This window comes from Flammeovirga sp. OC4 (assembly GCF_000812565.1).
Taxonomy (GTDB): Bacteria; Bacteroidota; Bacteroidia; order Cytophagales; family Flammeovirgaceae; genus Flammeovirga.
This window is the reverse complement of record NZ_JTAM01000006.1, coordinates 96453-121474: the sequence shown is the minus strand read 5'-3', so window position 1 is coordinate 121474 and position 25022 is coordinate 96453. Positions and strand designations below refer to the sequence as shown.

General features: G+C 36.2%; 17 protein-coding genes. 4 read left to right on the top strand and 13 right to left on the bottom strand.

The genetic code is table 11. The annotated features are described in order from the left end of the window. Nucleotides 1-140: 140 nt before the first annotated feature. Nucleotides 141-1451, top strand: a complete 1311-nt coding sequence (locus PL77_RS06870) for a Na+/H+ antiporter NhaC family protein (protein ID WP_044203154.1) — start codon at nt 141-143, stop codon at nt 1449-1451. A gap of 230 nt (nt 1452-1681) precedes the next feature. Here PL77_RS06870 and atpG read toward each other — a convergent pair whose 3' ends face one another. The 9 genes from atpG to PL77_RS06820 form a co-directional block, all read right to left on the bottom strand. Then, entirely contained in the window at nt 1682-2578 is an 897-nt protein-coding gene (atpG, locus tag PL77_RS06865) for an ATP synthase F1 subunit gamma (protein WP_044203152.1), read from the bottom strand. 73 nt (nt 2579-2651) lie between these two features. After that, nucleotides 2652-4229 carry a F0F1 ATP synthase subunit alpha gene (gene atpA, locus PL77_RS06860; protein ID WP_044203150.1) on the bottom strand — a complete coding sequence of 526 codons (1578 nt, stop codon included), beginning with the start codon at nt 4227-4229 and terminating at the stop codon, nt 2652-2654. A gap of 76 nt (nt 4230-4305) precedes the next feature. Next, nucleotides 4306-4842 carry an ATP synthase F1 subunit delta gene (atpH, locus tag PL77_RS06855; protein WP_044203148.1) on the bottom strand — a complete coding sequence of 179 codons (537 nt, stop codon included), beginning with the start codon at nt 4840-4842 and terminating at the stop codon, nt 4306-4308. 53 nt (nt 4843-4895) lie between these two features. Next, on the bottom strand, nt 4896-5387 hold the full coding sequence (gene atpF / locus PL77_RS06850) for a F0F1 ATP synthase subunit B (protein ID WP_044203146.1): 492 nt from the start codon (nt 5385-5387) through the stop codon (nt 4896-4898). 123 nt (nt 5388-5510) lie between these two features. Next, nucleotides 5511-5762, bottom strand: coding sequence for an ATP synthase F0 subunit C (gene atpE, locus PL77_RS06845; RefSeq protein WP_044203144.1), 252 nt, complete (start codon nt 5760-5762; stop codon nt 5511-5513). Between the two features lie 134 nt (nt 5763-5896). After that, nucleotides 5897-6958 carry a F0F1 ATP synthase subunit A gene (gene atpB, locus PL77_RS06840; RefSeq protein WP_044203142.1) on the bottom strand — a complete coding sequence of 354 codons (1062 nt, stop codon included), beginning with the start codon at nt 6956-6958 and terminating at the stop codon, nt 5897-5899. 491 nt (nt 6959-7449) lie between these two features. Then, a complete protein-coding gene (locus tag PL77_RS06830) occupies nt 7450-7761 on the bottom strand; it encodes an AtpZ/AtpI family protein (protein WP_044203138.1) in 312 nt (103 codons plus the stop codon). Next, nucleotides 7748-8179, bottom strand: coding sequence for a polymer-forming cytoskeletal protein (locus PL77_RS06825; protein WP_052444230.1), 432 nt, complete (start codon nt 8177-8179; stop codon nt 7748-7750). Before PL77_RS06825 ends, PL77_RS06830 begins: the two co-directional genes overlap by 14 nt. A 136-nt stretch (nt 8180-8315) precedes the next feature. Continuing rightward, nucleotides 8316-9188 carry a M23 family metallopeptidase gene (locus PL77_RS06820; protein WP_044203137.1) on the bottom strand — a complete coding sequence of 291 codons (873 nt, stop codon included), beginning with the start codon at nt 9186-9188 and terminating at the stop codon, nt 8316-8318. Nucleotides 9189-9575: 387 nt separating this feature from the next. Between PL77_RS06820 and PL77_RS06815 the strand changes: the two genes are divergently transcribed. The 3 genes from PL77_RS06815 (at nt 9576) to PL77_RS06805 (ending at nt 15342) form a co-directional block, all read left to right on the top strand. Further along, the gene (locus PL77_RS06815) at nt 9576-11705 is read left to right on the top strand and encodes a tetratricopeptide repeat protein (RefSeq protein WP_156152278.1); all 2130 of its coding nucleotides are present in this window, start codon (nt 9576-9578) and stop codon (nt 11703-11705) included. 246 nt (nt 11706-11951) lie between these two features. After that, nucleotides 11952-14381 carry a transglycosylase domain-containing protein gene (locus tag PL77_RS06810; RefSeq protein ID WP_044203133.1) on the top strand — a complete coding sequence of 810 codons (2430 nt, stop codon included), beginning with the start codon at nt 11952-11954 and terminating at the stop codon, nt 14379-14381. 145 nt (nt 14382-14526) lie between these two features. Further along, a complete protein-coding gene (locus PL77_RS06805; protein WP_044203132.1) occupies nt 14527-15342 on the top strand; it encodes a helix-turn-helix domain-containing protein in 816 nt (271 codons plus the stop codon). 98 nt (nt 15343-15440) lie between these two features. On the opposite strand, the gene PL77_RS06800 is transcribed toward PL77_RS06805, so the two are convergent. From PL77_RS06800 to PL77_RS06785, 4 genes are read right to left on the bottom strand one after another with little or no spacing between them, the layout of a single operon-like run. After that, nucleotides 15441-19112, bottom strand: coding sequence for a S8 family serine peptidase (locus tag PL77_RS06800; RefSeq protein ID WP_082026429.1), 3672 nt, complete (start codon nt 19110-19112; stop codon nt 15441-15443). Between the two features lie 6 nt (nt 19113-19118). After that, nucleotides 19119-20036, bottom strand: a complete 918-nt coding sequence (locus PL77_RS06795; protein ID WP_156152277.1) for a hypothetical protein — start codon at nt 20034-20036, stop codon at nt 19119-19121. A 13-nt stretch (nt 20037-20049) separates the two neighbouring features. Then, on the bottom strand, nt 20050-21537 hold the full coding sequence (locus tag PL77_RS06790) for a SusD/RagB family nutrient-binding outer membrane lipoprotein (protein ID WP_172665813.1): 1488 nt from the start codon (nt 21535-21537) through the stop codon (nt 20050-20052). Between the two features lie 10 nt (nt 21538-21547). Beyond that, nucleotides 21548-24676 (bottom strand): SusC/RagA family TonB-linked outer membrane protein, encoded by a 3129-nt coding sequence (locus PL77_RS06785; RefSeq protein ID WP_052444229.1) that lies wholly within the window; start codon nt 24674-24676, stop codon nt 21548-21550. Between the last annotated feature and the right edge of the window lie 346 nt (nt 24677-25022).

Below are 25022 nucleotides of genomic sequence, written 5' to 3'. Positions count from 1 at the left end.
ATTTATAAGGATTAGTATTAATTAACGCTAGCTGTCAGCCCAAGTATAAATTCTTTTGTAGTTTAGCCGTTTGATTTGTTTTGCTTAAAAAGCTACTGATCAACAAACTACATTTTACTATAAACCAAATTTTAATCGTTTTGGAAAACAATATAAAGAAAGGGAATCCTTATGCTTTAATACCTTTACTAACATTCCTGGTCAGCTATTTAGCTGTATCAATTATTACAGGTGACTTTTATAAAATGCCTGCTACAGTATCCTTTTTACTAGCTTCTGTAGTTGCATTATCAATGAACCCTAAAGCTTCTTTAAAAGAAAAAATAAACACTTATACACAAGGAATGGGACACAGTGACATCATGTTAATGTGTATTATATTCCTATTAGCAGGTGCATTTGGCAATGTGAGCAAAAGTATGGGGGCAATAGACTCTACTGTTAACCTTGCACTTACTTACCTTCCAAGCAACTTATTAATTACTGGTCTATTTATCATCGCCTGTTTCATTTCTATTTCTGTAGGTACATCAGTAGGTACCATAGTAGCAATTGCTCCGATTGCTGTAGGTATTGCAGAAAAAACAGGAATGCCGATTGGAATTGGGCTTGGAGCTGTCATCGGTGGTGCAATGTTTGGAGATAATCTTTCAATGATCTCAGATACCACCATAGCAGCTGCTAGAACACAAGGTGTTGAAATGAGAGATAAATTTAAGGCTAATATTAAAATTGCTCTTCCGGCAGCCATACTTACCATTATCATCTACCTAGTGAGTACAAGTGGTTTCTCACTTAGCTTAGAAGATAGCTATGAGTATTCATTTATTAAAGTTATACCCTACTTAGTTGTATTAATTGGAGCTTTATCAGGAGTTAATGTTTTAATTGTTCTCCTTTTAGGTACATTACTTTCAGGAGTAATCGGTATATCGGTTGGATCATTTGATATCTGGGGGTTGATTTCAGCAACCTCTACAGGGTTTATGGGTATGTCAGAAATTATCATCCTTTGTCTAATGATTGGAGGTGTAGTAGCCATCACTCATAAAAATGGAGGAATTGAATATATCATCTACGCCATTACATCTAGAATCAACAGTACTAAAGGTGGTGAATTAGGAATTGCTTTATTGATTTCGTTTATAGATATGTGTACTGCAAATAATACCATTGCTATTATTATTGGAGGTCCTATCGCTAAAGAAATTAGTACAAAATACAATATTGAACCTAAAAGAGCGGCAAGTATTCTAGATACTTTCTCCTGCTTTACACAAGGCATCATTCCTTATGGAGCTCAAATTTTAGTAGCTGTAGGGGCAGCTGAAGCATTATCTCCATTAAGTGTGATTCAATACCTCTACTATCCATTTCTATTAGGTATTTGTGCTTTAGGGTATATATTCATTATGAAAAGGGAACCAAAACAACCAGCTGTTGCAGCATAGGAAAGTTTTTTAATTATAAATAATATAATAGCCTTATTGAGATCTTTTTGAAAGTAACTCAATAAGGCTATTTTTTTCAATATTTCATGTAGCCAAGCAGTTTACTAAGCGAACAAAATATTCATTCGAAGTCTTGAAATAAGAGTTTATTGTTACAAGAATCTTATAAATAAAAAAGTCTCAACCTTTTACAAGATTGAGACTTTATATATTCAAATGAGGAATTGCTATTAACCTTCAGCCAATGCGTTTGCACCACCAACGATTTCAAGAATTTCATTAGTAATAGCTGCTTGACGCGATCTATTATAATCTAATTTCAACTCTTTTAATAACTCACCTGCATTCTCTGTTGCTTTATCCATTGCAGTCATACGAGCACCGTGTTCTGCCGCATTCGAATCAAGCAAATGCGTATAGAAGTTCACCTTCAACGTTTTTGGAATCAACTCTGAAAGAATTTTTTCTTTTTCAGGTTCGAAGATGTAATCCGCTTCGTTACCATCATTCTCATCAGTAGATTCTGCCGTTTCTAAGGCAAAAGGTAAGAATTGTTTCGTTCTCACGATCTGAGTTGCAACATTTTTGAACTCATTATATACAATCACTACCTTGTCAAACTTTCCTGAAACATAGCCATCCATAGCATATTCAGCAGCTTTTCTAGCTTCTTCAAAAGTCACTTCGTGGAAGAAGTTTACGTAATCAGAGTTTGTCTGAACACCACTCTTTTTAAAGAAGTCAGTACCTTTTGAACCAACACCTAAGATTTCAACTCTACCTGCTTTATGTTGAGCTGCGAACTCTTCATTCAACAATCTAGAACCTTCTTTGATGATATTGGCATTAAAAGCACCTGCTAAACCACGGTCTGAAGTTACTACAATAACAAGAACGCTATTCACTTCGTCATGTGCCTCAACGAATGGACTAGAAAAGTCGTTTCCAAGTGCCGCAGTAACGTTTTCAAGTATAGACGCAAGCTTATCAGCGTACGGGCGCATACCTGTTACACGGTCTTGAGCTCTACGCATTTTTGCCGCTGAAACCATTTTCATGGCTTTAGTGATTTGCTGCGTGGAGTTTACAGAGGTAATTCTCTCTTTTACTTCTTTAAGACTAGCCATTTTCTGTTTGAGTAATAAAAGTGAATTAGCAACAAGAGTATTGAGAATACCTTGTTGCTAATTTCTAATATAATTATTTGTGGTTTTGAGCGATTTCCTCACCAACTTTCTTAAGAACGTTGATATGCTCATCTGCCCACTTACCTGAAGCGATTTGAGACATAGTATCAGCATGCTTAGAGTTAAGTACTTCTAAGTACTCAGCCTCGAATGCTTTTACTTTTTCTTCAGCTACTGGATCAAGGATACCGTTAGTACCTGCCCAGATAATTGCCACTTGGTTTTCAACTCTATAAGGAGTATACTGAGCTTGTTTCAAGATTTCAGTATTCTTACGACCACGGCTAATTGTTAACTGAGTTACTGGATCAAGATCAGAACCGAATTTCGCGAAAGCCTCTAATTCACGGAACTGCGCTAAGTCAGTCTTCAATTTACCAGAGATTTTCTTCATTGGCTTGATCTGAGCGTTACCACCTACACGAGATACTGAGATACCTACGTTCATCGCTGGGCGTACACCTGCGTTGAATAAGTTAGTCTCTAAGAATACCTGTCCGTCAGTAATCGAAATTACGTTTGTAGGGATATATGCTGATACGTCACCTGACTGAGTTTCAATCAATGGAAGAGCTGTTAAAGATCCACCACCTTTCACTAAGTGCTTGATTGATTCAGGAAGGTCGTTCATATTCTTTGCGATCTCATCTGATGCGTTTACTTTCGCCGCACGCTCTAAAAGACGCGAGTGAAGGTAGAATACGTCACCTGGATAAGCTTCACGCCCTGGAGGACGACGAAGAAGAAGTGATACCTCACGGTAAGCTACCGCTTGTTTTGAAAGGTCATCATATACTGCTAATGCAGGACGCCCAGTATCACGAATAAATTCACCAATTGCCGCACCTGTAAAAGGAGCGAAATATTGCATTGGAGCAGGGTCAGAAGCGTTTGCTGCAACAACCACTGTATATTTCATTGCACCAGCTTTCTCAAGCGTTTGTACAATTGATGATACTGTAGAAGCCTTTTGACCTACAGCAACATAAATACAGTATACAGGTTCTCCTTTATCGTAGAACTCTTTTTGGTTGATGATTGAATCAATCGCAACCGCTGTTTTACCTGTTTGACGGTCACCAATGATTAATTCACGTTGGCCACGTCCAATAGGAGTCATCGAGTCAATAGACTTGATACCCGTTTGCATTGGCTCATCTACTGGTTGACGGTACAATACACCTGGAGCTTTACGCTCTATAGGCATTTCATACGTTTCACCTTCGATCTCGCCCTTGCCATCGATAGGGTTACCTAATGCGTCGACAACACGTCCAAACATACCTTCACCTACATTAATAGATGCAATACGTCTTGTACGTTTTACTGTATCACCCTCTTTGATATCTGTGTATTTACCCATAATTACGGCACCTACATTATCTTCTTCGAGGTTCAATACCATACCTACGACACCTGACTCGAACTCGATCAACTCGCCAGCTTCAGCATTAAGCAAGCCATAAATACGAGCTACACCATCACCTACTTCTAAAACAGTTCCCACTTCTTCTAACTCAGAAGAAGCTTTAAACCCTGTAAGCTGTTCCTTCAGGATCGCAGACACTTCATCTGGTCTAACTTGAGCCATTTTTGTATCTGGATTTGAATTTGACTATTCTTTTCTAAAAAAAAGCATCCAATAAGAGGACACTTCGCATTAAAGCTTACTGAAAAGCAACCTTTAATTGTTGTAACTGTGTTTTTACTGAGCAATCTAATTGCTTATCTCCCACAGTCAGGATGTAACCACCAATGAGAGCTGGATCAACTTTTTCTTCCAACTCAACTGTTTTACCAGTAGATTTAGCTACTTTCTCTACCAATACAGCTTTTGTGTCAGCTGCCAAAGGAGATGAAGTAACTACAGTAGCTCTTTGAATATTTTTCACAGCATCAAATTCGCTCAAAATAGATTCCATGATCTCTTTTAAGGCACTTGTTCTGTTTTTGTCTACCACCAAGTTAAATAACTTGTTAGTTAGATCGCTTACTTTCGCTGAAAAAATTTCTTTCAGAATTGCTGCTTTTTTCTCGGCTTTGATGATTGGACTGTTTAGCGCTAAGGCTAATTCTCTACTATCAGTAATAGTATTCAAAACAAAATTTGCGTCATCGTATAATTTCGTCTGATCTTGTCCGTCTAATGCAACCGATACAAAAGCTTTTGCATATCGAGATGCTACTCTAGATTCTGCACTCATGGTTATGATTTATATACTACAAGGTGAACACCTTGTTTGATTTCCTGTTTAACTTAGATCTTAGCTTCAGCAACTAACTCTTTTACAAGTTCTTGTTGAGCCGCATCATCTGAAAGTTGCTTACGAACAACTTTTTCAGCAATGTCTAAAGAAAGCTCTGCTACAACACCTTTGATTTCAGACAAAGCATCTCTCTTCTCAGCTTCTATTGAAGCTCTAGCTTCATCAATGATTCTTTTAGACTCAGCTTTTGCACTTTCAGCTGCCTCAGCAACCATTGCATCTGCTTTCGTTTTAGCCTCATTGATAATTTCTTCTCTCTCAGCACGAGCAGCTTCTTTCATCTTCTCGTTATCTGCCTTAAGTTGTGCAATATCAGCTTTTGCTTGCTCTGCACTTTTTAGAGCGCTATCAATAGACTCTTCTCTATCCTTTAAAGATTTAGAAATTGCAGGAACAATTTTCTTTCCGATAATTAAGAATACTACTAAGAAAAATAAAGTATTCCAAAAGAGAAGGCCTACACCTGGAGTTATGATATCCATTTTCGTTTATATTTTGCGTGTGAGCTTTGACGTTTCTTTGTTTGTTGAAAGATACCCATCGCCGGGCAAACCCCTTAAGCGATGGATATCCAAACAAAATGTTTCTTTTGTGCGGGATTAGGATTAACCTAAACCGATCAATAGACAAACTACTACTGCGAAAAGAGCAACACCTTCAATCAAGGCTGCTGCGATAATCATTGCAGTTTGAAGGTTACCTGCGATCTCTGGCTGACGTGCCATCGCCTCAACAGCGTTACCACCAATTTTACCGATACCAAGACCTGCACCGAAAACTGCAAGACCTGCACCGATTGCTGCACCTAATTGACCTACGCTACCACTTACTTCTAGTAAAATCGAAAGTAATGACATTTTGAATTTTGTTTAAATAGTTTTAAAAAAAGAAACGTATATGAAGCTTTCGCTTGCGCGAAGATCATTCATTATATTCACTTATCCATGCTTAACTCGTTAAAGAACTAAAATTCAGCATGTAAGACAAGATTCTAGTGATGATCGGATACTGCTGACCCGATAAATAATGCTGAAAGCATTGTAAAAATGTAAGCTTGTAAGAAAGCTACAAAGATCTCCATAAAGAACAATGGAACGATGATAAATGATGCTACACCTCCTACCCAAGCTGCTTTAAGGATAAATACTAATGACATGAATGACAATAATACGATGTGACCACCTGTGATATTGGCAAACAAACGAAGCATTAAGGCAATCGGCTTAGTGAAGATACCGATGATTTCTACTGGAATCATGATTGGCAACAACCAACCTGGTACGCCTGGAGTTGCAAAAATGTGACCCCAATAATGCTTATTACCATTGATATTTGTAATGATCAATGTAAATACAGCCATTAACATCGTAAATGAAATGTTACCTGAAGCGTTGGCTCCGCCTGGTACTAAACCTAATAAGTTGTTGAATAAGATAAAGAAGAACAACGTTAATAGGTACGGAAGAAATTTATCCGTTTTGTGTCCTAAGTTTGGCTTAATTACCTCATCTCTCATATACAAGATAAGAGGTTCAAATACTGATTGGATGCCTGAAGGTGCTTTACCTGCATTCTTTTTGTATCCTTTTGAAATTGCACTAAAAATGATTAGTAACAAGATCACTGAAATACCTGTAGAAGCTGCATTCTTAGTTAATGAAAAGTCTAATACTTTTACGGACTCATCCAATGAAGCAATATGCTCATGGTGATTCACATAAGTACCGAATTTTCCTTTCACCTCATTGTGGTGAAGAAAATCTTTTGATGATAAAAACTCTAAACCTTGCCCCTCTACGTATAAGATCACAGGTAAGTTGATACCATAATGGTGTTCATGCCCGCTCTCATCTGTAGTAGAATAGAGAGTCCAATAGTGTTCATCTTTAACGTGATGAAGAATTGTTTCAACTGGATTGTACTCCTTTACGTGAGCCTCACCGTGAGAGTCACTATGTCCATCACTTGCATATGATGAAGAAGTTTGTAATAGTGCTGTAAAAAGCAACGCTAGTGTTGCAAAGCGTGTGTAAAAAGAATAAGTACTTTTCATTATTATAAAATCACTCACTACCTCGTTTATCCTGTAACTTAGACATGAGGTGCTTTACCTCAAGGATAGTATATGCAAAATAAAAAAAGAAATAACTTAATATGAAAACTAATTTCTCCTGCTTATCTGCATCCATCAAAATAAAGTACAAGACAAAGATCGTTAATGTTAGTAAAATCCTTATCAATACTGTCGCCATATAAAAGCCATAGAAGATTTCTCCGTTTCCCGATCCTGCTCCTAAACATGTGACCTCATATGACATTATCGCCAATATTAAATTGAATGCGAGTTCAAGATAAATAAAGCGACCAACATTGAATTCACTTTGTTCTGCTATTATAATGATCAACAAGAAAATTGATGAAGTAATTAGCAAAGCAAAGTAAAATCTTGTTCGTAAACTTAGTTGCATATTAAATTTTCAACTCAATCAGTTGAATCGATTGCAAACATAAGGTAATACCTTTTAAACACAAAGAAGGAAGTAATCATTTTTTCGAAAAATTGTCATGTTTACCTTTTTTTTTCAATATTTCTCCTTTTTTATTAGAAATTTTCTTCAACCCGTTGATTAGAATCACTAACGAGGCAAAAGTTCCAAACAAAAGAAAACCAATGGTACAATATGGACCATTGGCTTTAATAATATTATCTAAATACCTTCCGCTGTAAGCACAAATCAGCATTGTCACGATCATTTCAGTGCTTAATGAAGTGTATCTCAAAAAGGTGGAATATTTTTCAATGGCCTTCTTTGGCTTTGAAGTATCATCAGAATGTTCCTCCTTATGTTGTTTCATCTTCTACTACTTCCTTAGAAGCGTTTGCAGTTAAAAGAGGTTTAGCAGACTCTCCCATATGGCATTGCCCATTGAAAATAGCACCTGGATCAATCGTCAAACTCTTTGTGATGATATCACCATGTACCACTGCTGATCCTCTTAACACAAGGTTCTCAGATACTTCAATCTTACCATGGATCTCTCCTTCAATTTCTGCATTTTGAGAAAAAATATCTCCTTCTACTTGTCCATCTTTACCCAAGAATAATTTAGAATGACAGTGTAAGTTTCCAATTACCTTACCATCCATTCTCAAAATACCATGTGTTTCTACATCTCCTTTCAGAGTAGTACCATGGCCAATAGTATTATTTGCGGCGTTTGAAGATTGCTGAGCTGGAGCAACTCTTTCTTCATTGTTTTTAAACAATCCCATATTTATTTAATATTTATAATCGTTGAAGTAGTACTTCTTATTGAGGAAATAACTCTTAATCTTTAAAAACTATTCCAAAAAAGCGTTTGTCACTTTTTATAAAGCCTACTAAAACTCTTTTTAAAGATAAGTAATTCTATTCAAAAGGTATAAAGTCAACAGGGTCAACTGGATTACCATTAAACCACAATTCAAAATGAAGATGTTGACCATCGGTCATTTCTCCACTATTTCCAATAATGGCTATAATATCTCCTGTTCTTACAGTCTCTCCTACTTTTTTCAATAAGACAGAATTATGCTTATAAAATGAAAGGATTTGACCTTTATGCTGTATACCTATAACATAACCTGAATCCTGAGTCCAAGAAGATAAAATAACTGTTCCTTCAGCGATCGCTTTAATCCCTTCATTTCTTTTCGCTAAGACGTCCACACCATAGTGTCCATTTCGAATATCGAATCCTTTGGATAATACACCATTGGATACAGGAGGAAAGAAAAATAAGTCATCTACACTTGTACTGACACTATTGATGGGTGCCGAATTTATTTCTAAATCTTCAAACTCACTTCTAAATACAGAGTCTACAGGATCTAATTGCGTTAAATCTACTTCTGCTTCTTTTACGCTTGATTCATCTTCTATTTTGGCCTTTATATCTTCAGCATCTTCTACTTCACCATCCAAAATTGCTTTTATAGATGCCATATAAACATCTTTTTCATCTGAAGCGATTTTCAAAGAATCTACAATACGCTCCATTTCGATTAATTTACGATCAGTCTCTCTATAAGCGACTCTAGGATCAAAGATCTTAGATAATAAGGTAGTTGCTAAAAGAAAACTTAACCCGCCTAAAATTGTAAAAACAATACCAGTAAGTAAAAGTATTTTTACATAGGATAATCTATATGCTGCTCTTTCTGCAAATGTTTCTTCGTCTCGAACAACAAGTACAAATCTTGTTGTTAGCCATTCTGATAACGTTTTACCTTGTCTTTTCATGTATAATTTCTTCTTCTTGTCAGAAGGTTCTGGATCACAAAATTACAATAAATGCAGAGTTTCTTGTCATTTTTGATAGAAGTATTGAATTATTATAACTTTTTGGTCAAGAAAAACTGTAAATTAGCTACTAAGTATCAAGACAAAACTAATTTGCACTAATCCTTCCTTGAAGTTTTTTGTAATTTTAGCTTAGCCTTCGTTACTTCAATAAATTCTATTTAAAAGAGTAATTCTTGTTGAAAAACGATGCAAACTTTTTCAAACTTCATATATAAGTATTTTTTTAAATCTTTTCTATTAATTTTCTTATTACTAGGATCAGGATGTCACTTTTATCATAATACGGCAACGCATTATAATTCCTATTTTTTAGCAAAAGAAGGAATGGATAAGTTTGAAGAAGATTATTTTAATGAACACGTTGACGATTACAATGATGTTCTATCTATTCTTATTCCCATAGATTCTAATAAAACATTATCGCATAAAGAACAACTTGATTATATCATTACCAAATCATCTAGACCTATTAAGTTTCATCAAACGAGTGACTGGATCGACGAGTGCTATCTTCTTGTTGGATGGGTAAGATTATATGAAGAAGATTACGAAAATGCTTTGACCACTTTTAAATACATCAATGCAAAAACTACTGACAATGACAGTAGACATGAAGCTCTCAATGCCTTGTTGAGGATGTTTATTGAGAAAGAGGAAGATGCCAATGTCATTTTAGTAAAAGATATTATAAAGCAAGAAATTGCTCCATTCTCCGATAAAAACACCAAAAATTACCATCTTAACTTTGCTCATTATTATAGAAATAAGATGGATTATGGGCAAGCTATTCAACATTTACGTTATGCTGTTGAACTTGAAGAAAAGAAACATCATAAAGCAAGGTATTATTTCATACTTGGGCAAATGCTTGAGAAAAGGGGAAAAGTAGACGAGGCATATAAAGCTTACATTAAAGCTGAAAAACTATCGAAAACGAATGTATTGGAATTCCAATCAGATATCAGTGCTTATAGTATGCAGCCTGTAGATTTCAATGATGAAAAGCAGGTCAAAAAAATAAAGAAGTATTTCGACAAAAAACTCAAAAATCACAATTATTGGGACGATAGAGATAAAATCTATTATGAAATGGCACAGTTCCAAGTGCGAAAGCCCGATTATGATCGTGCACTCATTGAATTGAATGAATCTGTGCAAGTAAGTACCACCAACAAAATCCAAAAAGGACATTCTTACTTGACGGCAGGTGACATTTATTATGATGTTAAAAAGGATTATATCGCCGCTGCTGCTTATTACGACAGTGCGGTTCAAAATTTTGATGAAAGTGTATACGGGTTTGAAGAGATCAAAAAGAAATCAGAAAACCTTCAAGACTTAGCAAAGTACACTAAAATTATCATGGAGCAAGAACGATTGATAAAGCTTGCCGATATGCCTGATGATGAAGTCACTGCTTTCTTGGAAGAGGAAATTGAAAACGAAAAAGAAGAAATCATACTAAAGCAGCAGTATGCTAAGGAAAACGAAAAGAGAAAAACTAAACCTGAAGTAAGTAAATCTACAACCTTCAATTCAAAAGCATCTAAAGAGTTTTACTTTTATAATACCGCTGCAATTGCCCAAGGGAAATCTCAATTTTTAAGAGTTTGGGGATCAAGGCCACTTGAGGACAATTGGAGAAGATCTAATAAATTAGACTTCGCGACAAACAACAATCAAAATACATTAAACAATAATAGACCTTCTCCTAGAAATACTCCTTCTAAAAAAGGTAAGGAGGCTGAAGGTATTGATGAAAACCTTTTTGCTAGTGTAAAATCACTAGACGAAAGAAAACAAGAAATACCTAAATCAGAAGAAGAACTACAAGCTGTTCATAAAAAATTGGCTGATGCCCTTTTTGAACTTGGTAAAGTCTACATGTATCAGATTAAAATCCCTGATAATGCATTGGCCAACTTCAACCGTTTCCTCTCCACTTATCCTGAAGATGAAAATGCATATGAAGTCGCTTATTTGGTTTATGTAATTTGTCAAGAATACGATGGATGTGATGCCGAAACTTCAAAAAAATATTTAATCGACAACTACCCTGATTGTTTATACTCCAAAATTTTGGTCAATCCTAATTATGTGAAAGAAACCAATGAAAGAGAAAATTACATCAGAGATTTGTATGTAGATGCTTATACCTTATATAATAAAGGTGACTATAATGCATCAGATAAAAAACTGAATGAACTACTCAATGATTTCCCTCAAAGTTCTTATGAAGAAAAAGGACGTTTCTTGAGAGTGCTATTGGTAGGTCGAACTACTAAGTATTATAAAAATTTCAAGGAGGCGATTCTCAATTTCCAAAAGAGGTATCCTGAAGGTGAGTTTAAAGAAATTTCAGAAGGAATGCTGGAACAAATCACTGAACGTCGACTTGAAAACGGTTATATTCCTGGTCGATACCATGACTTTGACATCACTGTCGAAGAATAATAAAGTTTTTGAGGTCTAACTCCTAGATTAAATTGTCACTATAAGGAGAACTTCAAATATACTTTAATTCTCTTTTCTTCAAGAGTCATTTATTCTCTTTTAAAATAGATTGATTAAATTGCTCGCTGAAGTTACAATGTCTGAACTCAATTTAGCTTAAGTACTAGCACACAACTGATTACAATTTTATTTTTGTTTAGTCATTTTTATTGGTCCTTTTACTTAAGCCATGAATAATAAAAACTTATGTATTTAAAAGCTATACGAACACTTTGGATCCTATTTATCATCGGAGTAATAAGTATGATATTGTTAGGTTTTTCATTAAAAAACAATTGGTTTAATCTATATGGTGAATTGCCTGATCCAAGTATTTTAGAAAACCCAAAAAGTGAGCTAGCTTCTGAACTTTACTCTGCAGATGGAGTACTTTTAGGAAAGTATTTCCGTAAAAACAGAACAAGATCAGAATATGAGGATTTATCTCCCAATTTATTAAATGCACTTCTAGCTTCGGAAGATATCCGTTTTAGAGATCACTCTGGTATTGACTTTAAAGCTACCCTTGCTGTACCATATTATTTGTTCAAACATGTGGTTTTGAAAGGTCCAAAAAGAGGATCTTCAACCATTACGCAACAGCTTGCCAAAAACCTATTTAAAATCAGGAGAGAGGAAAACTTAAGAGGTAGACTTGCAGATGTAAAAGGATTGAATCTAGTGATCAATAAGTTCAAAGAATGGATTGTTGCTGTTGAGTTAGAGACATCTTATACTAAAAAAGAAATTATTACGATGTATCTGAACACGGTTGACTTCGGTTCAAATGCATTTGGTATTCATGTAGCTTCAAGAACTTTCTTTGGTGTAGATCCAGATCAATTGAGTATTCCTGAAGCAGCCGTTCTTGTTGGTATTCTTCAAGCACCTTCGTATTACAGCCCAAGATATCATCCTGATAGAGCGGTTTATGTTCGTAATAAAGTTATTTCTCAAATGGAGAAGTACAACTACATTACAAAAGAGGAAGAACAAAAATTAATGGCCGAAGAAATGGTCCTTAATTATAATGTAGAAAACCACAACAAAGGTATTGCTCCTTATTTCAGAGCTGAGGTTGTAAAGGACCTTTTAAAATTCTGTAAAGAAAAAGATTTAGACCTTTATGCTGATGGTCTGAAAATATATACAACAATTGATTCTAGAGTTCAAAAATATGCAGAGAAAGCGGTTGAAAAACACATGCGTGAACAACAAGCATTATTTGCTGAACACTGGAAAGGACAAGGAGAACCGTGGAGAGATAGAGAAGGAAAAGTAATTCCAAACTTTATGGGTAGAGCTATCAAAAGAACAAAAGTCTACAGAACGTTAAGAAAACAAATTGGAAATGATTCTTTAGCGATCGACAAACAATTGAAAGTAAAGAAAAAGATGAAGGTCTTTTCTTGGAATAGCCCTAACTATGAAATTGACACCGTAATGAGCTCTTATGACTCTTTAAAATACTATAAGATGTTCTTACAAATCGGTATGATGTCGATGGAACCTAAAACAGGTGAAATTAAAGCTTGGGTTGGAGGTATTAACTACAAATATTTCAAATACGACCACGTTCGATTGGGCTACAGACAACCTGGATCAACTTTCAAACCTTTCTTATATTCTAGAGCGTTAGAAGATAGATTCCAACCTTGTTCACCAATTGTAGATATTCCGATTACCTTCACTGCTGAAGAAGCTAAATCAGATAAGCCTTGGACTCCTAAAAATGCAGATCGCTACAGTGGTCAGACTTTTACAATGCGTCAGGCAATGTCTAGGTCGATTAATACAGCTGCTGCTTATTTAGTAAAAGAGCTAACAGCAAATGAATTGGCAAATTACTCTGCTGATAAGTTTGGTTTTAAGTTTATCAGAGATAAGATGTTTGAGTACATGCTTACTGATGAAGATAAGAAAAGAGGAAGAACAGGATATAATAAAAAGCCAATACAAGGCGTACCTTCACTCTGCTTAGGTACTGAAGATGTTTCTGTATATGAAATGGTGACTGCGTACTCTACCTTTATTAATAAAGGCGTTTGGACAGAACCTTTATTCATCACTAGAATTGAAGATAAAAACGGTCGTGTGCTTAAAGAATTTATCCCTAAGAAAAAGGAAGTTCTTAATGAAAAAACGGCTTGGTTAATGACTTATATGCTTAGAGGTACTTCAGAAGAAGCTGGAGGTACGGCATTAAGATTAACTCGTTATAACTTCAGAAGAGATCAAAAGACGAGAGAGGATTTCCACGTTGCAGGTAAAACTGGTACAACTGCCAACTTCTCAGATGCTTGGTTTATGGGCTTCACAAACGACCTAGTCACTGGTGTTTGGTGTGGTGGTGAAGACAGAAGTATTCACTTTAGAACAATCAAATACGGACAAGGTGCAAGACAAGCACTTCCTGCTTTTGCTTATTTCATGGAAGATGTTTATGCTGATAAAAAGCTGACTAATGAATTAGGCTACAAAAGGTCTCTATTCCCAGAACCATCTAAGCCTATTAATGTAGAGCTCGACTGTAGCAAATATGATGTTGAAAACTTTGGAGAATTTGGGGCGGAACCAGATTCTACTTTAGAAGATGAATATATACAACCTACAGAAGCTACTGATGGTATTCTGTAAGAATTGTTTTAACTTTAAAAGCGAGAGTAGGCTTATGTTTACTCTCGCTTTTTTGTATCTGATTCTTCAATACGTATTAAAAGCCCAACTGTAGTGGAACAAAGTGCTCTTTTGTCCACCATAAATACATTGACCTAGTTTTGAGATGGAAATAGAAATAAAAGATAAACTGCAAAGTAAAGGCAATATCAAAATTGAGCCTTTCAAAGAAAGTATCAGAAAGACCCAACCTCACAAGCACTTAAAATACTTTGAGATTATTTACTTATACAAAGGTTCGGGAACACATATTATTGACAACGACACATTCGAAATACAGCCACCAACAATGTTTTTTATGCGTAAAGATCAGCTTCATTGTTGGGATATTACTTCTCCACCTAAAGGGTATGTCATCATTCTAAAAAAAGATTTTTTGGAAAAATCAGTAGACAAAGAGCTTGAAAAATTAATTGCTCAACTCAGTAATCAGGTTTGTGTAGATGTCAAAGAATATGAAAAAATCAACATCATCTTTGAATTGTTGGTAGAGGAAGTGAAAAAATCCAATAGTTATCAACAAACTATTGTTGAAGGTTTATTAAAAGCATTATTTGCTAAAACTTTAACCACAATTTCACCCATTGTGAGTAACATAAAAACTAATTTACCTTCCATTTTTGTCGATTTCAAAAGTTTGTTAGAAAATGAAGAAGTTATTCACAATAGTGTTCATTTTTATGCTGAAAAGCTAAATACTACTCCACAAAACCTTAATACAATCTGTAGACAAGCTATTGGGGTAGCCGCGTCAAAAGTGATTAGTGAATATATTATTAAAGAAGCCAAGCGTCTTTTATTGTACACTAACCTTCCTATTAATGAAGTCGCCTATAAACTTGATTTTAAAGACACTTCCCATTTCAACAAATACTTCAAAAGAAATACAGAACAAACTCCTTCTCAATTTAGAAATAGTTAAAAATTAGATAAGTACAAATTCAAAATTAACTATGATTTATTTTTGAATTTGTACTTATAAAAAAAGAGCATGCCTTTCAACATGCTCTTCACTAATTTCTATTTTTTGATAAACTTCTTGTGGAAAACTTTTCCATCTTCCCTCTCAAGTTGTAAAATATAAACTCCTTCATTTAACTGGGAAATGTCTAATTTATTACTCAGTAACTCGATAGGTACATTTACTTTTTCTCCAGACATTTTAAATAAACTCACTGAATTGATACCAAGCTCTGAAAGAATAAATAAATCTTTACCAAGGCTTGGGTTAGGATAAATGATCGGTGACTTATGAGTGATACTTTCCTCTATACTTGTCACTGAAGAAGATGATGAAGTCGTTACATTGACCACATTTGAAAATTCTCTTTGCTCATTTGTTCCTACTACAAACATCGCCATGCTTTTTCGACCTTCTGTTGTATATTCTATTTCATGAGGGCCTTCTCCAAATCGAACAATGAAATCTTCATTGGGGTCATCTTCAAATGCCCAACCAATCAATGCTCCGTCAGTAGTAGATGCATTCGTGAAAGTCACTTTTTCGTTTAACCCTACAACCGTTTTATCCACTGAATAATTCAGAGTACCCACTGTTGGAGTATAATCTTTTATTTCAAAATCATCCATAGCAAAACCAATACCTCCACTTGAGTCTTGCGAAACACCAACAAAGAAGAGGCGCATTGCTACTTTTTCTCCTTCAAACCCTGCCAAAGGAATAAACTTAGTAACCCATTCATCATTCGTAGAGCCTGTCATGATAGGTATATTCTCACCTCCCCAATAATCTTCGGTAGACAGTTCATTTGTCCAAGATTGATCCTTGAAAAAGCCCAATGGGCGCCAAGTTTCTCCATAATCATCAGTGACATCTACATTCAGACCATCAATCTTATTGGCAACATCCATTTTCAATTGGAAAGTAAACATCTGAGTGGAGTCAAAGTCTTCTTGATCTCCAGGTAAATCAAAAACGGAAGTATATAAATAAAAGCCAGTAGGAATTTCATACCCTGCCGTATCAGGTCCTAATACATACGCGTTATCGCCACTTGTAGTCCCTGATTTTCCATCTATGGTAGAGTTACCAAGCTCCAGTTCTGTTCCAGCGATGTTTAAAGCATAAAATAATAATTCGTCTGATTCTAAATCACCTCCATCTGAAGCTAAGAATGGAGCTTCTTTCACCCCTAAAATACCTAAAGTATCTTGATAGGCTGAGGCTGGATTATTATCCACTTCCAGTTTGATGATATAGGTACCAGGTGTTGTATAAGTATGCATAGGATCTCTTTCCGTGGAAGTACCACCATCGCCAAAATCCCAAGCGTAAGTTGTTGCTCCACCAGAATTATACACAAAGTTTATTTCTCTGTTCACATAAGCAATGTCTGCATTTAAAGTGAATTCACCCGTTGGTTCTTTCTTCGTAAGGTTAAAGTCATTGATCATAAATCCATCATCAGTGTCTTCGATCAAGAAGGCCGATTCCATTCTGTAGATAAATCGAAACCTAACTTTATTTCCTGTAAGGAAAGAGACATTGTAGGAAGTAGAATCTCTGTCATAATTCCCTAGCCATCCTAACTGATCTTGAAAAATAATTGGATGAATTGCACAAGCATCTTCCGGACTCTTGTCATACCATCCTGTTCCATAACCATCAAAAGCATCACCTAATACTTTCCAAGTTCCTCCGTTGTCTGTTGTATACTCCATTTTTGCTGCTGCAGGAGCATTACAGTACGTAATATGCATACTTTTCAAGAAGTTGATTTTATATTCAAATCCTTCCTCTGTTAAATCAAATGTAGGAGTATACAAGTAGGCTTCAAACGATCTTAATGGAACGCCTCCGGCTAAGGTTGTAGCCCAAGTCAATGAATCACCGCTATTAATACGATCACCTCTTGCTCTACCCCATTCCCATATATCATCTCCATCGCCACCATCTAAATAAACAGTCTCAGTCACAAACCCTCCAGTATCTAACTGGAAATCATTCGAAAATGGCACTGTTTCCTCAGGGCCTTTGGGAGGTCCTTCTGTCATTCTAATCGCTCTCCTAAATGTATTCTCTCGACCTTGATCATCTCTTACTGTCAACGTAATGACATATGAACCTAAATCCGTCAATGAAGAATAAGTATGAGTAGGGTTTTCTTCCGTGGATGTTGTTTCATCCCCGAAGGTCCAGAAATAGGTAAGGTTAGTTCCGAAAGAAAGGTTTTCAAATTCTAGTGCTTGATTGATTATACCATTATCTGAAAGAATATTAAAAGCGGCTAATGGTCGATTCGACTGTAAGGCATCCATAGCCGCACTCATATTGATTCTACCTGCTCCTAAAGCGTTTTGGAAGTTTGGATTCCGTGGGTTAATATCTGTTGATGTACCCATTAAAACCGCTGTCAATTGTTCTGGAGTGAGGTTTATATTCTGTGTTTTTAAATAAGCTGCTGCTCCTGCTACCATTGGGCAAGCCATCGAAGTACCAGTGTATGGAGCATAATCTCCAGCGGTATTACCATTATCAGCCGCTACGGTACTAATAATATCAGTACCGGGCGCTGCAATATCTACCCAAGGACCATATTGTGAAGAAGGTGCTTTTACATCATTACTTGTCGTATTGGCCACCGCAATTACATTGTCATACCCTGCCGGATAACTTGGTAAATTAACATTATCATTACCTGCTGCTGCAATGAACAACATCCCTTTTTCTTCTGTTGCTTCTTTGATCATTCTAGCTTCAGTAGCCGAATAAAAATAACTTCCATACGACATACTCACCACATCTGCTCCCATCTCAATAGCATACATCAGTGCCTCAGTTGAATTTGTAATCGCTCTCGCATCAGGTGTTTCATCTGAAGTAGCTTTGATTGCTAAAATTTTCACACCATTGTTGGTCACCGAAGCACCACCTGTTCCGTTATTGGTTACTGCACCCGCAATTCCGGCACAATGTGTTCCGTGGGAAAAGTTAAATCTACTCGCTTCACTTCTTGGTGGATTCGGATCAGGGTCTCCATTACTATAGGTATCTCCTGATGCATCCCAACCTTGATAATCATCTATGTAGCCATTTCTATCATCATCCCTTCCATTGTTTGGAATTTCACCTTCGTTAATAAATATATTGGCTGCTAAATCTTCGTGCGTAATTAGTACTCCATCATCTACTATTGCAAGTACAACATCTCTTTGCCCTTCAAATGTCTTAGCTTTACCCCAAGCTTCTAGTGCTCCCACTAGTTCAAGATGGTATTGATCTTGAGCTAATGGATCATCTGGATCATTAAACTGTATAGGGAGCGGTACACTTTCCACGTACATTACATTGGGATCATTATTTAATTCCCTACGGAAGTTTTCCACATCTGATTCATCATAAAGTGTAATCTGTAATACATCAGAAACACTATTTTTCAGTACAGACATTGGCTCCATCACCCTTTTGATTCTTACATCAGTCAACAAGTTATAAATTCTTCTTTTTTCACTACTTACAAACTGTTGTTGACCTGCCTCCATATAAGCAAATGAGACATCTTTTGGGTCTTTAAATCTCACAAAAATCTTTTTAGGAGCGGTTTGGATGGAAGGAGTGATCCACTTTTGCGAAGGAGAAGACATCAATTGTTGCTGTTGTCCCAACACCTCGTCTCCCAACATGAGACTACCCATGAATAGGAGTATTTTATATATATATTCTTTTTTCATGGCTGTTTACTTTTTAGTAAGAACAAGTACCCATTGTTTTGTTGTTGTTCCATCTGAGAATAATACCTCTAAGGAAATTTTACCACCTTCTAATGTTTCTCCTTGAAGAGAAATGTAATTATCCGATGGACCTAAGAACTCTCCACATTGATCAATGATCTGAAAAGGGATATCTTGAAAATTACCTGCTATATTCGAGATATTATATAATCCCCAAATATTATCTGGGTTCGCTAATGGATCTACAGTGGTAAGTGTGACATCATCTACTGCTACAGTTCCTTCCTCTGTTGTCATTTCTGCCGAGTAAGTACCGTCTAATCGAGTTGGACAATGAATATCCTCAATAACAAGATTATAAACCTTTCTTATTCCACCTTGTCCCACTGTAATCTCTTCTCCATCATCTAAGTTTCTTGCCGATTCTAAAATGATATCCAATGTTTTGCCTCCCTCTTTGTCCACACCTTGTACAACTAAAGGAGAAATTTCTATAGTCGCGGTATTTCTGGTATTGGTAAAATTCTGTTCACCATCATCATCTTGTGATAAAGTTCTGTTTTTAATGATGAATTGACCACCTGAAGCTGTCGCAAATTTTTCCGTTACCTCTTCAGCATTAGGGTTATTTCTTTCAATCGCTTTTGCGGTGAAGTCAACTCCATAAGTGGCAGCTCCTCCGAAGGAATACGTTACTTCAATTCCTCTAGTGGTATTGATTGCCATTGGCATTCTAACTTCCAAGCTCAATGGAACAGAGTTTTCTTTTACAGAATCTGCTTCGCCACTTGGTGTCGCTACTGAAAAAGCAACAGTTTCTCCAATAAACTCTGCTGTTACTTCATCTTTATAGGTATCATAAAGCTCACAACTTTGGAAGAAAACTCCCATGCATAAAAGCCCTATTGTTAATAATTTTTTCATCTGTTTCTTAGGTTTAATTTGATGTCATAAACCACATTGGAGAATCCAAAGGTTTTTGTTCTGGGATATTCGGATTGGCACTAATCTCACTTGGAGCATAAGGCAATCGAGCGATATGCTCACTTAATACGGCATCTACCGGAAGTGGAGGATTTTCAGGGTAATTAGTCCTTCTCACATAAGTCCATGCATCCATTCCTCTATGGAAGGTCTCCACATATCCTTGATGGTGAACTGCTTTAAGTGCATTACTAGGAGATAGTGTTTGTAAATCAGGTAAAGCTCCATTATAAGTATCATATTCAAATTGAGTGATTCCTCTTCCATTATCTTGTACAGAGGCCAATGAATTCAAATGGATGATATTCAAAACAATTCCTTCTCTATAATAATCGTTAGCATCGGAAGTTGTACCTGGAATCCACCCTCTAAGAATCGCTTCTGCTCTCATAAATTTCAGCTCAGCTGCAGTTACCCAAAAGTCGGGAGTTGTAGCCGTTATAAAATTTAAGCTTAAAGCCGAGGTTGAAGTAAAAGAAGAGCTTGCTCCTGGATCTACTCCTCTATGCGGAACTGCATCTACCACACCCTCTGGACGATCATAAAAAATATCCAATCGAGGGTCATTCGTACCTCTCAATAAATCGATGAACGGAGTGCTTGCATAGAAAAATAAACTTTGCCCCCCAGCAAATTGAAAGTGAAGTTTATAAAACTGATTTGCATTATTAAGGTCATCATAATAATTGAGCACTACTTCATCTGCTAAATTTTCAACATGTTCTTGTCTGAAGGCAGTTTCTAATTTTGGTTTAGCGTATTCTTCATCTTTAGCCGCAATAAGAATTAAAGCTTTTATTTTTAAAGAATTTGCAAATTTTATCCATCGGTTTAAATCACCTTGAAACAATAAATCTTCTCCTCCTACTTTTGCTGGGTCACCTAAGTCAAAATCATTTACTGCATCATCCAACATATCTACAATTCCTTTCAAGATCTCTTCTTGTGAATCTCCATTCGGGAAAAGAATATCTGTATTCAATGCCTCAGTAAAAGGAACATCTTCAAACATCAATGTTAAATGATAAAAGGCAAATGCTTGCATTATTTTGAATTGGGAAGCGGTATTTACTTCTCCCACTTGGTTGGCCAATAGTTCTCCCCTACTCGCGTTTTTCAGAGCACTCACATAATACGTTGACCATGTGTTGGTCTGAGGGAAAGAAGGAATAGAGTAATTATCCGCAGAAGATAAAAGTCCTGCTCCTGCACCTACATAGTGTTGTGCCCAACGGTTAAACAAATTGGTTTCAATGACTCTATCAGAACTTACTCTTGTCATGATTGTTGTCATTAGTAATCCTGGCTGTTCAGCAATTTGATCATCACCAGCAGCAAAAGGATCTTCATTTATATCTAAAATACTATCACAAGAGTAACTGAATGTAAGTGCAACTAACAAACATACTCTTGTCAATAGGTTGCTATATTTATTATTCATCTTCATTGTTCTAGAATACTAATTTAAGATTACCACCAAAACTTCTCGTAGAAGGCAAACTACCCATTTCCACCGCTCCCGAAGCATCACTTGCTGCCTGGAACAAACTGGTTTCTGGGTCTATATGAGGAATTTCACTATAGATGAGCCAAAGGTTTCTAGCTTCAAAACCTACTGCAACACTCTTAATAAAGCCTGTTTTCTTTAAAAGCGTTTTGGGTAATGCATAAGATAAACTCACCTCACGAAGTTTGACATACGTTTTATTGAATACAGCACCTTCTGCTATACCACTTGTAGCGTACGCTTGCCAATAATCTTGATGTGTTACGGCAATATCATTCGGTTTCACTGATCCATCCCCATTTTCGATATAAGCGTTTTTATCAATAAATACTTGCTCTCTATTTACAGCAGTTTCTTCTGCTAAACCATAAAACCTTAAGTCTCCAACTGTTCTTGAAACCATTTTACCTCCTTGATTCCAATCAATTAAAAAGTTTAATGTAACCCCCTTATATGTAAAGCTATTTTGGAAGCCTAAAAGAAAATCAGGCTGTATTTCACCAAAGGTTTGTTCATCACCTTGCATTCTAAGACCTGTTTTTGGATCAACTAGAATTTCACCTGTCTCTGATCTCTTAAACCCTACACCTTGTAATTGAAGTGACTCTCCAGGAACAGCTTCAACAGAAACACCATTAAAACCTGATGCTATCTGAAGTTTTTCTAAACCTTCTGTTAACTCAGTTACCTCATTCTCATTTTTAGTAAAATTGATCTGAGAAGTCCATTCAAATGATTTTGTCTGTACAGGAATAAATGAAAGTAATAACTCAATACCTTGATTGGCCACTGAGCCGGCATTGACTCTTTTACTAGCATACCCTGTTGATTCTGGTGTTGGTACAGCTAAAATCTGATTCGTTGTTTCTATATTATAGTAAGTAAAATCAACTCCCACTCTTCCATTAAAGAAACTAAGTTCTGTACCAATTTCCCATGAATTTTGACGCTCTGGCACCAAGTTGTCTGGTGGAATCACACTGGTTGCCGAATAAGCTGTTTGTCCATTAAAAGGATAGTTGTTTGTGGTACCATACTGACCAAAATAGGATGATAGTGGAAAGTAATTATAATCCAATTGATAAGGATTAGTATCATTACCCACTTGTGCAGCACTTAAACGAAGCTTACCAAATGAGAAAATATCATTATGAATTTTAAACGCATCAGAGAATACAAATGATAAACTCGCTGATGGATAGAAATAAGAGTTATTATTTTTAGGAAGTGTAGACGACCAATCGTTTCTCATTGTGACATTCAACGTCAAATAATTATTGTAAGTCAATGAAATATCTCCATACAAACCAAGGAGTCTTGATTCCACATAATCCGCTGTACTTGTTGTGTTTTTGGCATTGGTTGGAGCATATAAATTAGAGACCGAAAGTTCTGAAGCGTTCAATGTACTTCTCTGAAACGTTCTGTTATTATATTCATGACCAATAATTGCCGTCAACTTAAAACGTTCTGCAAATTCTTTTTGAATAGTAGCCATTAATGAAGTTGTCAGCTCTGTATTTTCTAAATCATCTGTAGTAAATGAGCCATTAATGGCCCCTAATGTTCCTTTAGCTGATCTTCTAAACCTTTTATCGACTCTATAATCTAAACCTACTCTTGCTCTAAAACTTAACCAATCTGTTGCATCAGCTTCCAACATTCCAAAACCGAAGAAACGATTTAGGTTGACATCATTACCATTTTTTTCTGCTACCCAATATGGGCTATTGGAAAAACGACCTATAGGATTTTGTTCTCCATCGACTAATTGAAGGCGTTGAATAGAAGTCGTTCTTGGGATACCATTAATAATCGTCGTCAAAACATTTGGGGAATTACCTCCTTGAGAAACAGATCCTCTTGTCTCCGACTTTACATAGTTAATACCAACACGTGATTTGATCACTTTATTCAGCTGCTGTCCTGCATTGATCGCAAATGTATATCTATCTAGTCCAGCTCCAGGAACAATACCTTTTTGGTTCATTGATGTAAAACCAAGTCTATAATCGCCTTTTTCTGTAGCACTCGATACATCAATAGAATTGATAAATAAAGTACCTGTTTCATAGAAATTTTTTACATTATCAGGATATGCAGTCAATGTCTCCAAAGGCCACTGACTTTCGGGTAAATCCGCTGTATCTGCGGTATAATTATATGAAGGAACAATCTGACCGTCTATTTTTGGTCCCCATCCATTTTCAGATCTTTTATCGTACTTACCATAAGAACCTTGTGCATATTCATTTTGAAAAGAAGGCAATCGGTTAGGCATCTCCGCTCTAAAACTTGAACTAATACTCACGGTTGGTCCTTCTGAAGCCTTACCCCTTTTGGTAGTAATAATAATAGCTCCGTTGGCTGCTCTCGACCCGTAAAGTGCCGCGGCTGAAGCTCCTTTCAATACCGTAACAGAAGCAATATCTGCCGGATTGATTTCTCCTGCACCATTACCAGCATCAAATGCTCCTTGAATTCCACTACCTGTCGAGACGTTGGCATTACTCACCGGAACTCCGTCTACCACCATGAGTGGTTGATTTCCTCCACTTAATGAGTTTGTACCTCTGATGACGATTCTGGTAGAACCACCGGGGTTAGAACTGGCTTGAGAAATTTGTACTCCTGGTACTTTCCCTGAAAGAGAATTTAAGAAGTTCGTTGACTTTACTCGTTCCACTTCTTCGCCTTTAACAGAAGTAACAGCATAGCCCAGTGTTCGTTTTTCACGTTCAATGGCATTCGCAGTGACAATCACTTCATCTAATTGTTCGGTATCAGATTCCATGACTACATCAATCTTAGATTGATTTCCTACTTCTACTTCTTGTGATTTTAAGCCAATAAAATTGTACATAAGCACCTTATCATTTGGCTGCAGTGCTATTTTGTAGTTTCCATTGACGTCGGATACTGCTCCTCGCCTTGTACCCTTGACAACGACGGTTACACCTGGTAACGGATCGCCTTCACTAGTAATTGTGCCTGTTACTACTCTTTCTTGTGCCAGTGAGATTGAGATCGATAATACAGAGAGCAAGCAACATAAGATTGTTCTAAGTCTCATTAGTTAAGGATGGTTTAATAATAGAAGTCTACATTTAAGTTCATCTTTGATAATTTGCTTTCAGTTCATTTATTGAAGAGATATGCACTTTCTATATTAATGCCTTAAAGTAATAGGTTCATCTATCAGAGGGTGATGTATTAAGAAATTTGAACTATGAAGTAAAACTTATATTCAAATCAATAATAGGTCATTTGCCAATAGAGTGTTGATGGTAGAAAGAGTTCATGAAAAACGCTTTGTCAGTCCTATATTTTGTTTAAAGTCTTAGTAGAAGGTAATATCTTTTTCTATCGAAGATGAAAAAAGGTTAATTTTCCTTTATAATATTACATAATTTTATCTT

What these genes read in the sequence shown, in the direction of transcription:
- atpG (WP_044203152.1), bottom strand. Translation starts at nt 2,578, where the DNA reads ATGGCTAGTCTTAAAGAAGTAAAAGAGAGAATTACCTCTGTAAACTCC.
- atpA (WP_044203150.1), bottom strand. Translation starts at nt 4,229, where the DNA reads ATGGCTCAAGTTAGACCAGATGAAGTGTCTGCGATCCTGAAGGAACAG.
- atpH (WP_044203148.1), bottom strand. Translation starts at nt 4,842, where the DNA reads ATGAGTGCAGAATCTAGAGTAGCATCTCGATATGCAAAAGCTTTTGTA.
- atpF (WP_044203146.1), bottom strand. Translation starts at nt 5,387, where the DNA reads ATGGATATCATAACTCCAGGTGTAGGCCTTCTCTTTTGGAATACTTTA.
- atpE (WP_044203144.1), bottom strand. Translation starts at nt 5,762, where the DNA reads ATGTCATTACTTTCGATTTTACTAGAAGTAAGTGGTAGCGTAGGTCAA.
- atpB (WP_044203142.1), bottom strand. Translation starts at nt 6,958, where the DNA reads ATGAAAAGTACTTATTCTTTTTACACACGCTTTGCAACACTAGCGTTG.
- PL77_RS06830 (WP_044203138.1), bottom strand. Translation starts at nt 7,761, where the DNA reads ATGAAACAACATAAGGAGGAACATTCTGATGATACTTCAAAGCCAAAG.
- PL77_RS06825 (WP_052444230.1), bottom strand. Translation starts at nt 8,179, where the DNA reads ATGGGATTGTTTAAAAACAATGAAGAAAGAGTTGCTCCAGCTCAGCAA.
- PL77_RS06820 (WP_044203137.1), bottom strand. Translation starts at nt 9,188, where the DNA reads ATGAAAAGACAAGGTAAAACGTTATCAGAATGGCTAACAACAAGATTT.
- PL77_RS06815 (WP_156152278.1), top strand. Translation starts at nt 9,576, where the DNA reads ATGGATAAGTTTGAAGAAGATTATTTTAATGAACACGTTGACGATTAC.
- PL77_RS06810 (WP_044203133.1), top strand. Translation starts at nt 11,952, where the DNA reads ATGTATTTAAAAGCTATACGAACACTTTGGATCCTATTTATCATCGGA.
- PL77_RS06805 (WP_044203132.1), top strand. Translation starts at nt 14,527, where the DNA reads ATGGAAATAGAAATAAAAGATAAACTGCAAAGTAAAGGCAATATCAAA.
- PL77_RS06800 (WP_082026429.1), bottom strand. Translation starts at nt 19,112, where the DNA reads ATGAAAAAAGAATATATATATAAAATACTCCTATTCATGGGTAGTCTC.
- PL77_RS06795 (WP_156152277.1), bottom strand. Translation starts at nt 20,036, where the DNA reads ATGAAAAAATTATTAACAATAGGGCTTTTATGCATGGGAGTTTTCTTC.
- PL77_RS06790 (WP_172665813.1), bottom strand. Translation starts at nt 21,537, where the DNA reads ATGAATAATAAATATAGCAACCTATTGACAAGAGTATGTTTGTTAGTT.
- PL77_RS06785 (WP_052444229.1), bottom strand. Translation starts at nt 24,676, where the DNA reads ATGAGACTTAGAACAATCTTATGTTGCTTGCTCTCTGTATTATCGATC.